Source organism: Sphingomonas montanisoli (assembly GCF_008274695.1).
Lineage (GTDB): Bacteria > Pseudomonadota > Alphaproteobacteria > Sphingomonadales > Sphingomonadaceae > Rhizorhabdus > Rhizorhabdus montanisoli.
This window is the reverse complement of record NZ_VTOU01000002.1, coordinates 593,616-606,870: the sequence shown is the minus strand read 5'-3', so window position 1 is coordinate 606,870 and position 13,255 is coordinate 593,616. Positions and strand designations below refer to the sequence as shown.

15 protein-coding genes are annotated in these 13,255 nt (G+C 63.9%); 5 read left to right on the top strand and 10 right to left on the bottom strand.

Features of this window, described 5'->3' with window-relative positions:
- Window positions 1–25 precede the first annotated feature (25 nt).
- Complete coding sequence (locus FYJ91_RS08700; RefSeq protein WP_149521863.1) at window positions 26–1,939, bottom strand: flavin-containing monooxygenase; 1,914 nt, start codon at window positions 1,937–1,939, stop codon at window positions 26–28.
- Between the two features lie 1,187 nt (window positions 1,940–3,126).
- Between FYJ91_RS08700 and FYJ91_RS08690 the strand changes: the two genes are divergently transcribed.
- The gene (locus tag FYJ91_RS08690) at window positions 3,127–3,966 is read left to right on the top strand and encodes a transglutaminase family protein (RefSeq protein ID WP_149521861.1); all 840 of its coding nucleotides are present in this window, start codon (window positions 3,127–3,129) and stop codon (window positions 3,964–3,966) included.
- A 9-nt stretch (window positions 3,967–3,975) separates the two neighbouring features.
- On the opposite strand, the gene FYJ91_RS08685 is transcribed toward FYJ91_RS08690, so the two are convergent.
- The 4 genes from FYJ91_RS08685 to FYJ91_RS08670 are packed head-to-tail and all read right to left on the bottom strand — an operon-like array spanning window position 3,976 to window position 8,682.
- Window positions 3,976–4,476, bottom strand: a complete 501-nt coding sequence (locus FYJ91_RS08685) for a DUF1543 domain-containing protein (protein ID WP_149521860.1) — start codon at window positions 4,474–4,476, stop codon at window positions 3,976–3,978.
- On the bottom strand, window positions 4,473–6,137 hold the full coding sequence (locus FYJ91_RS08680; RefSeq protein WP_149521859.1) for an FAD/NAD(P)-binding protein: 1,665 nt from the start codon (window positions 6,135–6,137) through the stop codon (window positions 4,473–4,475). The genes FYJ91_RS08685 and FYJ91_RS08680 overlap by 4 nt, the downstream gene beginning before the upstream one ends.
- Complete coding sequence (locus FYJ91_RS08675; protein ID WP_149521858.1) at window positions 6,134–6,601, bottom strand: hypothetical protein; 468 nt, start codon at window positions 6,599–6,601, stop codon at window positions 6,134–6,136. The genes FYJ91_RS08680 and FYJ91_RS08675 overlap by 4 nt, the downstream gene beginning before the upstream one ends.
- A complete protein-coding gene (locus FYJ91_RS08670) occupies window positions 6,598–8,682 on the bottom strand; it encodes a catalase (RefSeq protein ID WP_149521857.1) in 2,085 nt (694 codons plus the stop codon). Before FYJ91_RS08670 ends, FYJ91_RS08675 begins: the two co-directional genes overlap by 4 nt.
- Window positions 8,683–8,899: 217 nt before the next feature.
- On the opposite strand from FYJ91_RS08670, the gene FYJ91_RS08665 reads away from it, so the two are divergent.
- Complete coding sequence (locus FYJ91_RS08665) at window positions 8,900–9,904, top strand: FAD-dependent monooxygenase (RefSeq protein WP_342788004.1); 1,005 nt, start codon at window positions 8,900–8,902, stop codon at window positions 9,902–9,904.
- Here the strand turns inward: FYJ91_RS08665 and FYJ91_RS08660 are convergent.
- Window positions 9,885–10,076 (bottom strand): hypothetical protein, encoded by a 192-nt coding sequence (locus tag FYJ91_RS08660; protein ID WP_149521855.1) that lies wholly within the window; start codon window positions 10,074–10,076, stop codon window positions 9,885–9,887. The two genes, FYJ91_RS08665 and FYJ91_RS08660, sit on opposite strands and share 20 nt — an antisense overlap.
- Before the next feature lie 3 nt (window positions 10,077–10,079).
- Between FYJ91_RS08660 and FYJ91_RS20570 the strand changes: the two genes are divergently transcribed.
- Window positions 10,080–10,226 (top strand): hypothetical protein, encoded by a 147-nt coding sequence (locus FYJ91_RS20570; RefSeq protein WP_181008407.1) that lies wholly within the window; start codon window positions 10,080–10,082, stop codon window positions 10,224–10,226.
- A 322-nt stretch (window positions 10,227–10,548) separates the two neighbouring features.
- Here FYJ91_RS20570 and FYJ91_RS08650 read toward each other — a convergent pair whose 3' ends face one another.
- Entirely contained in the window at window positions 10,549–10,746 is a 198-nt protein-coding gene (locus tag FYJ91_RS08650; RefSeq protein WP_149521854.1) for a hypothetical protein, read from the bottom strand.
- Window positions 10,747–10,854: 108 nt separating this feature from the next.
- Here FYJ91_RS08650 and FYJ91_RS08645 point away from each other — a divergent pair, with 108 nt between their 5' ends.
- On the top strand, window positions 10,855–11,037 hold the full coding sequence (locus FYJ91_RS08645; RefSeq protein ID WP_149521853.1) for a DUF3008 family protein: 183 nt from the start codon (window positions 10,855–10,857) through the stop codon (window positions 11,035–11,037).
- A 59-nt stretch (window positions 11,038–11,096) separates the two neighbouring features.
- Complete coding sequence (locus FYJ91_RS08640; protein ID WP_149521852.1) at window positions 11,097–11,345, top strand: hypothetical protein; 249 nt, start codon at window positions 11,097–11,099, stop codon at window positions 11,343–11,345.
- A gap of 219 nt (window positions 11,346–11,564) precedes the next feature.
- Here FYJ91_RS08640 and FYJ91_RS08635 read toward each other — a convergent pair whose 3' ends face one another.
- From FYJ91_RS08635 to FYJ91_RS08625, 3 genes are all read right to left on the bottom strand, one after another.
- Window positions 11,565–11,900, bottom strand: coding sequence for a hypothetical protein (locus FYJ91_RS08635; RefSeq protein ID WP_181008406.1), 336 nt, complete (start codon window positions 11,898–11,900; stop codon window positions 11,565–11,567).
- Window positions 11,901–11,917: 17 nt separating this feature from the next.
- Entirely contained in the window at window positions 11,918–12,502 is a 585-nt protein-coding gene (locus FYJ91_RS08630) for an ATP-dependent Clp protease proteolytic subunit (protein WP_149521851.1), read from the bottom strand.
- 62 nt (window positions 12,503–12,564) lie between these two features.
- On the bottom strand, window positions 12,565–13,074 hold the full coding sequence (locus FYJ91_RS08625) for a hemerythrin domain-containing protein (protein WP_149521850.1): 510 nt from the start codon (window positions 13,072–13,074) through the stop codon (window positions 12,565–12,567).
- Window positions 13,075–13,255 lie beyond the last annotated feature (181 nt).

Here is a 13,255-nt window from a genome sequence, read left to right as displayed (position 1 = left end):
CTTCACCGTCTCGACCGGCCGCCGCTTATTCAGCCGCTTCGGGCACCTTCAGCGCGCCGGTGATCTCCAGTTCGTCCCACACAGGCGTGCTGCACAGCTTGTGATAATAGGGGCTGTAGAACGGCGAGTTGACCTGCAGGCGCATGTGCTCGGTATTGACGTAGTAGTTCTTGCCGACGCCGCCGACCTCATTCATCGAAATCAGCTTGTGCGCTTCGGCGTCCAGCTCCGCATTGTAGCGATCATAGGCGTCCTGCTTGACGTCGACCTGCGCATGGCCGGTCTCAAGCATCTTGATGATGCACTGGGTCGCATAGCCGCACCAGATCGCGAACCACACCGGCTGGGCGGGGCCGCCCGAAACGGGCTGCGAGTTCGGGCCGTAAAGCGTCCACAGATTTGGAAAGCCCGGGTGCATCATGCCGACATAAGCGCGCGGCCCATCGCCCTCGTCCCACTTCTGATGAAGGTCGACACCGTCCTTGCCGGTATATTCCGCCGGCCAGAGATACTTCACCACGTCGAAACCGGTGGCCGTGACGAACACGTCGGCCTCATAAACCTTGCCGTCGACGGTCTCGACGCCCTCGGGGACCAGCCGTTTGATCTGGGTGGTGACCAGCTCGACATTGTCGTTGGTCAGCGCCTTATACCATCCATTGTCGACGATCGGGCGACGCGAGAAGGGTGCGTAATCGGGCATCACCTTGTCGATCAGGTCCTGCCGCCCGCCGAGCTGGTAGGTCATATAGGCGGTCAGATCCTTGCGGATCTGGTCGTTCGCCTCGCTGACGATGCCGCCCTTGGCCTGCCATTCGGGATCGACCTGCATCAGGCCATGCGTCTCGAACAGGCCCGAGGTCGCGCTGTAGCGCCACCAGTTCCAATAGCCCGGCAGATTGTGGACGAGCCACTGCACTTCGGGCTCCATCGCCTCGCCATATTTCTCGCGCGGCATCATCCACTGCGCGGTGCGCTGGAACACCGTGACCTCGCTGCCTTCGCGCGAAAGCGCGCCGAGCATCTGGATGCCGGTCGACCCCTGGCCGATCGTCGCGATCTTCTTGCCCTTCAGATCGATGTCATCGTTCCACAAGGCGGTGTGGACGATCTCGCCCTTGAAGTTCTCCTGCCCTTCCCACTCGACGACCTTGGGAGTCGCGAACAGGCCCGCGCATGAGATGATCGCGTTGGCCTCTTCCTTCAGGATCCCGTCGGGCGTCTCGAACTCGAGCTTCCAGACGTTGCGCGCCTCGTCCCATGTCGCCTTCTTCAGGTCATGCTCGAAGCGTGTCTTGTCGAAGACGCCACGCTTCTTCGAAACCTTGCGCAGATATTCACGAACCTCCGCGCCGCGGCCGAAATATTCGGACCATTCATGGCCGCGCTCGAACAGGAATTCGTAGGTGATCGAGATCGTGTCGACGCGGACGTCGGGATAACGATTGATGTTCCACACGCCGCCCGGATCGGCGCGACGCTCATAGACGGTGTAGGGAATGCCGAGATTGTCGAGCTGAACCCCGGTGCCGATGCCCGCGAAGCCGCTGCCGATTACCGCGACCTTGAACCCCTCGGGAATCTCGGGCTTCCCGTTGGTCCAATCGACCATATACGGGAATTCCTTGAAGCCGGTCAGGTCACGGCGGAGGTTGAACTCCATTTCGCCGTTGGGAATGCCGGTGACCATGTCCATCATGCGCCGCAGGTCGGCCTCTTCCGGCTCGGTCAAGTCGGCGGGGCCGGCATTGGCCTCGAGCCAGGCGACCGTCTTGTCGGTCAGCCATGCCTTCTGTTCGGCGTCCATCTTCGGCCCGACGGGGAGCGCCGCGATCGCCTCGTCACGCGTGATGTGGAACATCGCCAGCTTGACCGCATTCGGATCCGCCAGCTCCACCGCGCGCCGAATATAGGCGGCATCCTTCTTCGCTTCGCTCACTCTCGCTCTCCCGCTCCCATCGGCCCTCTGACGGGCCCGACTCCACGATCACATGGCTAAGTCAGCCAACGGCGCCAGTCAAGTTATCGCAAAATCAATATTGCAATAGCGAAATCCTAGGCACCAGACGCGCGAAAGCCGCGCATGGACCAGGAAGGCCAATACGGAGCGTCGGAAATCGCGATATCGGGAAACGGCTGGATGCCCCGTTATCATCTCGCCGTTACGCCGCCTGGGAAACCGGCGCACTGCTCGAAGGAATAATTGCCCTCGCTGTCAGATCCTCGAGTCCCTCGACAATCCAACGCGAATAATGTTTCTCGATCATCGCCACAATCGTGTCATGCTCGCGGCAACCAATCTGATCGGCAATCCGGCCGCTATGCCTCGAACAATCGACGAATGCCGCATTGCGTAAGGCACGACACCGCCCAGCCCAAGCTTTTCGCAAAGCGCGGCCCATGGTCGCGTCAATTCTGCTGCCGACGTCCATTCTCCTCGGCGATCTCCAACCCATTCGGCCGGGCCGACCTGCTTGTGCCGCCAGCATTCGAGCAAAGGCTCATCGGCGCGGCGAGCCAGCGCCCACCCGCGCGCGTCTTCCGATATCCAAGATGATATCATGATCGATACCCCGCCAATGAAGGCCCATTGGAAGTGCGCCTCTTGCCGAGCGTGTCGTGATAGGGCTTTCTATCAACCGACGAGTAATCTGATCCTGCCTGTCCAAGGTCGTGTGGCTTGGCCAAAACACGAAAATAACCGTGTAAAAAGCCGTTGTCGGAGGACCATGGACGAAGACGATCAACTACCAGGAAAATTCAGTTTTTTTCAAGATCATGGACGAACGATGACGCACAGGGACATACGCTAAAATTGGAATTTCGCAGCCCTCTCACGGCGAAAACACGGGTTCGAGTCCCGTAGGGGTCACCAGCGTTTCCGGGCTTTTTGAGCGAACGACGCTCATTCGGTACAGAATACGTATCCAGTTTTTGGAACGTAGCCCACTCCCAGTATCTAGAAAGGCTATGAGAACCCCGGAAACCCGGGAGTTTCTCGCGTTCTCAGGCAAAATCGCCTCCGGTTTTCGCCGTAGCTGAATGAAAATATGCCTTCGCGAGCCGTCCGCGCCGGGGCTTCGCAATATTTAGGGGCTATCGTTCGCGGCTGAGCGTTGATCGGTAATGCACCTCTCCATCCAGCACACCACTCACTATCGATTCAACCGCCCTGTCTTGCTGCTGCCGCACCGTCTCCTCGTCACTCCGCGGGGCGGCAACGAATTGCGGCTGATCGAACTAACCATCGATGCAGGCCCGGGCGTGACGATCGACTGGACTGATGACGTCTTCGCCAACCGCGTCGCCACGATCAGCTTCGGCGATCCGCGCGCCGACCTCGCGCTCGCGATCACCATGACGGTCGAGCAGGACGCGCCGGCCTTCCCGATCTTCACGATCGCGGTCGACGCGCACAGCTACCCCTTCGCCTACTCGGAGGATGACCGCATCGACCTCGGCGCGCTTGCGGTGGCGAGCGCGGACGCCGACGCCGTCGCGACCTGGGCGCGCGGCTTCGTCGCGTCCGACCCGCTCGCGCTGCTCAAGGATCTCAATGCCGGCATCACGCCGGTCGTCGCCTACCGGGTGAGGGATGAAGAAGGCACGCAAAGCCCGGCCGAGACGCTCGCGATCGGCAGCGGTTCGTGCCGCGACATCGCCGCGCTCTTCATCGAGGCCGCGCGCCATCTCGGCTTCGGCGCGCGCGCCGTCTCGGGCTATCTCCACGATCCCGAGCAGCGGCCCGATGATCCCGGCTCGACCCATGCCTGGGCGGAGGTCTATCTGCCCGGCGCGGGCTGGATCACTTTCGACCCGACCCACCAGCGGGTCGGCGACGCCCATCTCATCCCGGTCGCGGTCGCCCGTCACAATGGTCAGATCATGCCGGTCACCGGCGGCTATCTCGGCGCACCAGAGGACGCCGCCGGCATGGAGGTCTCAGTCCGGGTCAGCGCGGCCTGAATCGAAGCCCTATTTGAGCGGCTTATAGGCGCAGGTGAACTTGGGCGGACGCCGGTCCGCGCCCGGGACCAGATGGATATGGAGGCGGTCGCCGATCATTTGGTCGAGCGCGAAAATGCCATCGGCCTCATAGAGTTCGTCGCGATGCGCATCCGTCCAGCCTTCGATGGCGCTGAGCGCCTGCGCCTTGGCGGCGGTCGGCGAGGTCGCGACGACGAACATATTCTTGTGCTGCTCGGCGAAGCCTTGGCCGTCATAGCCGCCCAAATTGACGAAGAAGAGTTTCTCCTTCGCGGTCGCGGGCTCGGGTCTTAGTGCGATATCGAAGCCGTCGACATGATCGATCTCGGCCCAGCAATCGACATGGAGCGTGCCGGGCGTTCCCCACCAGTCGGCGCGCAGGCGATCATAGGTGTCGCGGATCGAGGACGCGACGACGAAGCGGACGTCATGCACCTCGATATTGGCACCCGGATGCTCGCCGCCGATATAGATCGCGAAGAGCTTCATGCCGCCTCTCCCTCCACGGCAGGGACCGGCGCCGCGATCGACCGCGCCAGATCGGCGCCGACGATGGCGCCGATCTCGTGCGAGCTGGTGATGCCCTGGATGAACGGGTGGCGGCTGAGGATGAAAGGGATGCTGAGGCAGAACAGTCGCTCCGCCGCCGGATCCTCCGACACCGGATGGAAATGCTCGTCGACCGCGATGCCCTTCGGCGCATTGTCTTCGCCATCGCCGGCATCGTTGACGATCCCCTGCTCAAGCAGGGTAGGGAATGGGAATTTCTCGAGCCCGAGCGGGCGCTGGCCCATCGCGTCGATGAAGACGGGATAATGTGTCTTCTCGCCATCGATCGTTACGATCGCGCCGGGCTCCTCGCCATGGGTGTTCACCTTGTGGTTCGATCCGAGCGCAACAACATCGAGACAGCCGGCGCGGTGGAGCGCCAGCAGGCGTTCGATCGAGAGATGCGGGACGGTGGCATATTCGTCGACGAAGATCGGTTTGAAATAGCGGTTGAACCGCTCGAGCGCGTCGACGTCGAGGTGAGGGACGATCTCGGCGATCACCTCGTGCATGCGCAGGATCGCATAGCGCCACGGCACCGTGGTCTCGCTCTCGTAGTTGGCCTTGGCCTCGGCGAGATTGTCGACCGCCCAGTCGAACGGGTCGACGGCGGCGCGATCGGCGAAATAGCGCTCGGCGAAGTCCTCGAGCGCCAGCGCCTCAAGGCCGACATGCGTTGAATAGTCCGGGTCGGCCTGCGCCAGCTCGCGCTTGAACAGATCATAGGACCGGTCGAGCAGCTGCGGACAATCTTCCGCGATCAGCCGCGCGATCGCCTCGGGGGTGCAGATCGCGAGCGGCTCATAGGGGACCGGGTGATAGAAGTCGGCCTCGGGCAGCAGCCCCTTGCGCGACATCATCGTCACGCGGAACGCCTCGGCCCCCGGATGAATCCGATAGTCGATCGGATCGCCTTCGGTTTCGAGGAAGGTGCCATGCGCCACCGCCAGTGCAACGGCGGCATCGATCGCAGTCAGCGAACTGCCGCGGATGCCGATCGTCGTCGCGGGGACGCGCTGGAGCGCCGTCGCGGGCCAGGGGCTGAGGAAATAGCCCGGCCGCACCTCGGGCTCCTCGGGCCATTGATGACCGGTCGCGATCACGACCTGGTCGAACGACAGCTCGGCGGATTCGCCATATTTCGGCGTCACGCTCAGACGCAGGCCATCCGGCTCAGCGCTGATGTCGGTAACCCGGGTATAGGTCGCGATCTCGACCCTGACACCCTGCTCGCGGGCGCGGTCGATCAGCGCGTTGAATTGGTCGAGGAAATATTCGCCGAGCGCGAGCCGCGGATAGAAGGCATGATCGTCAATCTCGTCGGGGTCGATCCCGAGCCGCACCAGCCGGGCGCGGGGCTGCCGCTCAAGCCAGGCGATCAGCGTCTCCTCGATCGGCGGAATCTCGATGCTCGCGATGTTCGACAGCATCGCCGGGTCGTTCCAGCCTGGCCGATAGGGCGTGCCGAGCCCGGCACGGGGCTGATCCTCGTAGATCACGACCTCGGCCGGTCCGGCGACCTCGTTAAGGAAGGCGCAGAAGGTATAGATCGTCGTCGGCCCGGCACCGACGAAGGCGATCGACGGCAAACCAGCTGTCATTTGGCCTTCGCCCGCTTAAGCCGCCGCGCATTGCCGGTGGCGGTACGATGGACCGGCGCGAGCGCGCCGCGCCCGAGCTTCGCCCCGGCGGTCATCGCGCCGACCGCATAGTCGGCGCTCTGGGTCATCAGTCGGCTCGCTTCACCGATCGTCGGCATCCGCCCCAGCAGCATCATTTCGCCGACCCGCTGCATCTGCGTCGCCCAGGCGGCCTGCATCGCCATGCCGTCGCGCGCGATCGCAGCAGCACTGCGGCTGAACGCCTCGACCTTCTCCGGGACTATCCTCGCAAACTCGGCGACATCGGTGGTCAAGGGCGACGTCGCCGCGTCGCGCATCTTATCGGTCCGGGCACCGATCACGGCGCCCGATGCCTGCACGGTCTCGAGCCCACGCAGCCAGGTCGATTGCATCTCGACCCCGGCGGCGAACATCCGGCTCCAGACACTGAACGGATCGATCATGCGAGTGTCCGCAGCGACGGCTCGCGATCGTAGAAGCGCTGACTCGCCGCTTTCACGAAGGCGCCATCGAGGCCGGTGACGCCGTCATCGAGCACCACCCCAGCCTTGTCGAGCAGCGGCTTGGCCGCTTCGCTCGCACCGATCGCCTTCAGATGACCGAAGGCGTTCATCACGAATTCGACCGCCGCGCCCTCCCTCAAGAGCGCCTTGGTCCCATCCTCCGACAGCAGGACTGCGATCGCGTCGAAGACCTGGCTCGGCGAGCCGGCGAGTTGTCCGTCCGCCTTCTGCTGCGAACCGTCCGAAAGCTTGGCCCCGCCGACCTTGGGCGCGACGATCACAGCCTTGCCCTTGGCCTTGGTGATATCGGCAACAAGTTTCTTCAGCGCGACCGCGTCGCTGCCATCGGCGATCAGGATCCCGACCGAGCGGCCTTCGAGTGTGTCCTTCATATTCTTGTGGATAGACAGCGCGTCGGACGGCTCCATGTCGACGGGCTCCTTGGCGGCAGGCGCTTTCTTCGGCAGCGCGATGCCGAGCCCGTCGGCGACCCGCTTGGCGAGGTCCTCATCGACGTTGCGCAGGTTTGCGACCATCCGGCCGGGGACCTGATCGAGCAGCCCGACCTTGGACAGCTCGAACACGAAGGACGAGGCGATATGCGCCTGCTCGGCCTCGGTCTGCGAGCGGTAGAAGAGCCGCGCCTGGCTATAATGGTCGGCGAAGGTCGCGGCGCGCACGCGCAGCTTGTCGCCGCTCTCGTCGGGGCCGGTCGCGGCGTTGGCGGTGACGAAGCCCTGCGCAGGGCTTTCACGGGGGCCACCCTCCTCGCCATGCGCAGCGAGGCTGTTCGGCTCGTAATTCGCCCGACCCTTGGGCACCATTGTCTGCATCTTCCCGTCGCGCTGAAAATTGCCGAACGGGCAGCGCGGCGCGTTGACCGGGATCTGGTGGAAATTGGTCGTGCCCAACCGCGAGTTCTGTGTGTCGAGATAGGAGAAGAGCCGGCCCTGCAGCAGCGGGTCATTCGAGAAGTCGATGCCCGGCGGGACATTGCTAGGCAGGAAGGCGACCTGCTCGGTCTCGGCGAAGAAATTGTCGACGTTACGGTTCAAGGTCAGCGTGCCTATCAGGCGGACCGGCACATCCTCCTCGGGGATCAGCTTGGTCGCGTCGAGCACATCATAGAGCTGCGCATCGGCGAAGGCCTGATCGAAGACCTGGATGCCGAGATCCCATTGCGGGAAGGCGCCTGTGTCGATGGCCTCGAACAAGTCGCGGCGGTGATAATCATTGTCTGCGGCCTGGAGCTTGAGCGCCTCGTCCCATATCGTCGATTGGAGGCCCAGGCGCGGCTTCCAGTGAAATTTGACGAAGCTCGCCTTGCCGGCGGCGTTGACCAGTTTGAAGGTGTGGACACCGAAGCCTTCCATAGTCCGTAGCGAGCGCGGCAAGGTGCGATCGGACATTGCCCACATCAGCATATGGGTGGTTTCGGGCATCAGCGATGCCCAGTCCCAGAAGGTGTCGTGCGCGCTGCCAGCTTGAGGGTATCCGCGATCGGCCTCCATCTTCACGGCATGGACAAGGTCGGGGAACTTCATCGCGTCCTGGATGAAGAACACGGGGATGTTATTGCCGACGAGGTCCCAATTGCCTTCTCGTGTGTAGAGTTTGACCGCGAAGCCGCGCACGTCGCGCGGGGTATCGACCGAACCGGCGCCGCCGGCAACTGTCGAGAAGCGCACGAACACCTCGGTCTTCTCGCCTTTGATGAAGACTGCGGCCTTCGACAGGTCGGAGATGTCTGCGGTCGCCTCGAACACGCCATGCGCGCCCGAACCGCGCGCGTGGACGATCCGCTCGGGGATCCGCTCATGATCGAAGTGGAAGATCTTCTCGCGCAGGACGAAGTCCTCGAGCAGGGTCGGCCCCCGCGCGCCCGATTTGAGGCTATTCTGATTGTCGCTGACGGGGACGCCATGATTGGTCGTCAGGATCGCGGTCGCATCGCCAGCGTCGACGGTCTGGTGGGTTTCGCCGCCGGTCGGACGGGCGGTGCGGGTCGGTGTCTTGGCCATGCGGCTCCCCTTCTTCGGATAATGTCGCGTAGGCCGGACGGCGAACGCGCGTGGAGACAAGGTCAGGAATCCCCGCCCTTTTGCCCTCCAACGCGCCAAGGTCGCTTTGGCCGCACGCCCGCCCGCCAATTCGGCTTAATCTCGTTTAAGCGACGACCGATCCTGCGCGTCTGGCGGAACAGGACGGCACCCACGCGGTTCTCCCGCGACAAGGAGCATCGCCATTTCCCACAAGATCCTCGTCACGGGCGCCAGCATCGCCGGCAACGCCGCTGCCTACTGGCTCGGCCGCCAGGGTCATGACGTGACGGTCGTCGAACGCGCGCCCGCTTTCCGCGACGGCGGCCAGAATATCGATGTGCGCGGCGTCGGCCGCGAGGTCATCCGCCGCATGGGGCTCGAGGATCAGGCGCTACGCCAGGGCACCGGCGAAGAGGGCACTGTCTGGATAAAGGCTGACGGCACGCCGGCCGCCTGCTTCCTCGCGTCGCAGCTCGATGGCGACGGCCCGACCGCCGAGATGGAGATATTGCGCGGCGATCTCGCCCGGTTGATCTACGAACCTGCGCAGGACTACGCGACCTTCCGCTTCGGGGATCATGTTTGCGCGGTCGATGAGGACTCCGACGGTGCCACCGTCCACTTCGAGAGCGGTGCGCGCGAACGCTATGACCTTGTCATCGTCGCCGAGGGCGTCGGCTCGGCGACGCGCGAGCTGGTCTTTCGGGAAGAAAATGATCCTCGCTGGATGGACCTGACGACCGCCTATTTCACCATTCCGCGCGCAGCCGACGATGACCGAATGTGGCGCTGGTATCATACGATCGGTGGCCGCAGCATCTCACTGCGACCCGATCGCCACGGTACCGCGCGCGCGACCCTGTCCGTTCAGATGAAGGCGCATGGCGAAGAAGACTGGCCGGTCGAACGGCAGAAGGCATGGCTGCGCGAGACCTTCGCCGACGCAGGATGGCAGGCGACGCGCGTGCTTGCAGGCATGGAATCGACCGACGACTTCTACTTCGATGCGCTGCGCCAGGTCCGCATGCCGCGTTGGTCGAACGGTTGCGTCGTGCTGACAGGTGATGCCGCCTGGGCAGTAACCCCGCTCGGCGGGATCGGCGCAACGCTCGCGCTAACTGGCGCCTACGTCCTCGCCGGAGAACTTGCCCGGCACGGCGATATCGGCAGCGCCCTGGAGTTTAGAGGTCCAGCGCCGTGATCAGGATTTCGATCCCGTCGTCGGTTTCGGTCCAATAGCCGCCCGCGAGCAAGTCCTGCGCTGCAGCCTTTATCGCTGGCGCCCGGGCACGCAACGCTTCGGTCACCGCGTCACCAGGCCCTACCCTACCCGCCAACGCCGCGAGCGCCGCGACGTCGAAGCGGACGATCAAAGGATGCTCATCGATCTTTCCGAGGAAAGCCGGAGTGGGACCTTCACGATCGATGTCGACAAGCTCAAGATCGCCGATGACGGCGGCGCGGTATGGCATGGGCTCCTCATCGCTCGCAGCCGCCGTAGCGGCAAGCTGCGCCCGATCTAGTCCGACTCAGCGCGATTCGGGAAGAGCAGGAATAGCCAGCCCAGATCGCTCAGAGGCCAAGTTTATCGAGCGTCGCCGCCAACTCACCGCGCGAAGCGGCATCGTCCTTCGAAGACAATCGCTTGAGGACGGTCTGGATCCTGCTCTGCGCAACCTGAAGGGTCTTATGGCGAATTTCACGCGTCTGGTTGGTCCGCCAAGACCTGCTCTCGCCGAGTAACGCCGCCCACTTCGCTTCCTCGGCGGTGAGCACGGCTAGGGGAAGGCGCAGTCCCTCGCGCTGTCCGCGATCATAGTCAGGGCCCTCGACCCTGCCTCCACCTTAATCCTTCAGCGTACCGTCGCCATTGATCGGCCGTCCTTTCTCGTCGACCACATCGGGGGCTCCGCGCTTTCGGGGGCTCTTGTCGGTGGGTTCGCCGACATGCGCGTCTGCCGCCTCGGACTTGTCGAGAGTGTCGCTCGGGTTGCGGTCACTGCCTTTGGGCTGGTGCGCAGTCGAGATGTTGGCTCGGTCCATGACATTCTCCTCTTCCTTCGTCGCGCACCCAACGCGCGAAGCCGGTCCGATGTCCGGCAGCGGGATCGGGAGCCGTTCAAAAGCGTTTGACCGCGACAGGAGATTGCCATGCCCGCCACATCCAAAGCCCAGCAGAAAGCCGCCGGCGCAGCACTGGCCGCCAAGCGCGGCGATGAACCGAAATCGAAGCTCAAAGGTGCCTCCAAGCAGATGGAGGAGTCGATGACAGAGAAACAGCTTGAGGAGTTCGCCCACACCAAGCGTAAGGGCCTCCCCAACAAGAAGGGGTGATTGCACCACTGCGGCGACACAATCGCACTGCCCGCCCCAACTTAGCCAGGAGACAAACGATGTCCGATACCCCCGACAGCCTCGACCCGAGCCCCGACAGCGCGCTCGCCCCCGACGCCAAGCAGGCCGACGACATGCCCCGCCGGGGCCCTGCCGGCGACGCCCGGCCGAACGCGCAGGACCCTGACCCGCGCACGCGCGGCGGCCAGCCCCAGGAAGGCGTCGAAGATCGGCCGTCGGTCGGGACGGTCGAGCCCGAGGACTATCCCGAAGAGGATCGCGCCGACAGCCGCCCCGACGGGGTCTAATCCCTTCACAACGGGGGACTTCGTTCCCATCTCCCGATCATCGTCAACAATTGAAAGGAGGTGATCGGATGTCTCATTGTCTCATGTCCGAAGCGGCACGCACTGAAGGTTCGATCGGCTCCCATGGAGCATCGGTCTGAGGACCGCAGTCGCCACGCTGGCGGAGGACTGAACAATGGAAGGGCCGCGCACTCCCAGGAGGCGCGGCCCTTCGCATGTCTAGGGCGCGCCCTCGAGACCGACATACCAGTGGGCGTAGTTCGTTGTTCGCGCCATGTGGCGGTTGAGGTCGGGCGCGCCATCGTCCCACCAGACCGGCCCGCGTTCCCCTAAAGCGCGCTTCGCGGCGTCGACCGCGACATGCGCGGCGCTCTCGGCATCGCCGTCCCCCGCCCGTCGCGCAACCCCGACCGCCCGCCGCGCGGTCATCAGTTCGCCGACCATACGCGTGCGCTCGGCCTCGGAAAGATGCGGATTGGCCCACCGCCAGAGCCGCCCGCGCACGACGATATAGCGGCCGTCGGGCGTCACCGGCGGGACGAGACGGGCGCGCATGGTTAGCGCTTGGTCTTTCAGATGACCGCTGTGACGAGGCCGAGGTCGACCGCCTCATTGGCTTCGATATACCAGTTGGACGGCGCCTTCTCGAGGACGGTCGCCATCGTCACCTGGCTGCCGCGAATCAGATTCTCGAAGCCCTCATTCTGGATCGCGATCGAACTTTCGATTTCGTGCAGGGTCGCCGTGACGCTGGCGATACAGGTGGTGAGCGGGCCTTCGATCTGGAGCGTCTTCGACATCTTGCGCTCATGGATCATTAGCCGGGTGCCGCGGGTCAGATAGCGGTTCTCGATCGCAAAGAACGACATGAAGGTCGTCCCCGCCGAATAGATCGCGGCCTTGCCCAGGAAGACGAAGCGGCGGCTTGGATGGAGGTCGGAGTGGAAACGGATGTCCTCGCCCATCATCCGCGCGACTTCGGGGTCGCCGCCGAGGGTCGACAGCTCGACATGAATGCGGTCGCCATCGCCGGTCTGGCCAAGCGCAGGCTCAAGCTTCGCGCGGAAGTCGCGATACATGTCATAATCAACCGGACCCGACAGCAGGATTGCGGGGGTCTGGAAGTCGGGCGCGGTCAGGGGCGGCGCAGAGGCCATGAGCGGGTCTCACACTAGCAGAAAGGAACCGGGCGGCGCGCGGCCGCCCGGGATAGGGTCGGTCAGGCGGCGACCGGGTTGACCGCGGTGGTCTTGGCGGGAGCGAGGCCCGCGCCTTCGGCCTGCTCCATCAGCTCGGCCTTGAGTTCCAGCATCGCGTCGCGCAGCGCGACGAGATCGACATCGGTCTTGCGGCACTGGGCGAACATGCCCTCGGAGGGCATCTCCTCTTCCTTCACATGGTGGGAGATCTCTTCGGAGAGCACCTTCACCTTGGCGTCGAAGAACGGCGCGCCGGGCTCGTTCGCCTCGATGTCGTTAATCAGCACCTTGGCGCCGTCATGCTCGACATAAGCCTCGTCGAGCGTGTCGTCCTCGATCTTGCCGCGGAACGCCGGATAGAAGATCTCCTCCTCGAGCATCGTGTGGATCTTGAGCTCGGTGCAGATCTGATGCGCGAGCGCCTTCTTCTTGGTGTCGGCGGTCGCCTTCTCATATTGCTCGAACAGGCCCTCGACCTTGCGGTGGTCGGCCTTCAACAGCGCAATGGCATCGGTGTAAGTTTCGGTCATGTGGCGTCTCCGTTCTGTAGGGAGGCGCGCGGCGCGCCCGTCCGCTCAAGACTCCTCGGACCGGTCCGCTGTTCCGCCCCACCGCCAGATCTGAACGGTGCTGGGCGACAAATCGACATGATTCAGATCAACCGGACCGGTCCGGTTCGCCCTGCGGACGCCGATGCGGCCCCACGCGCGG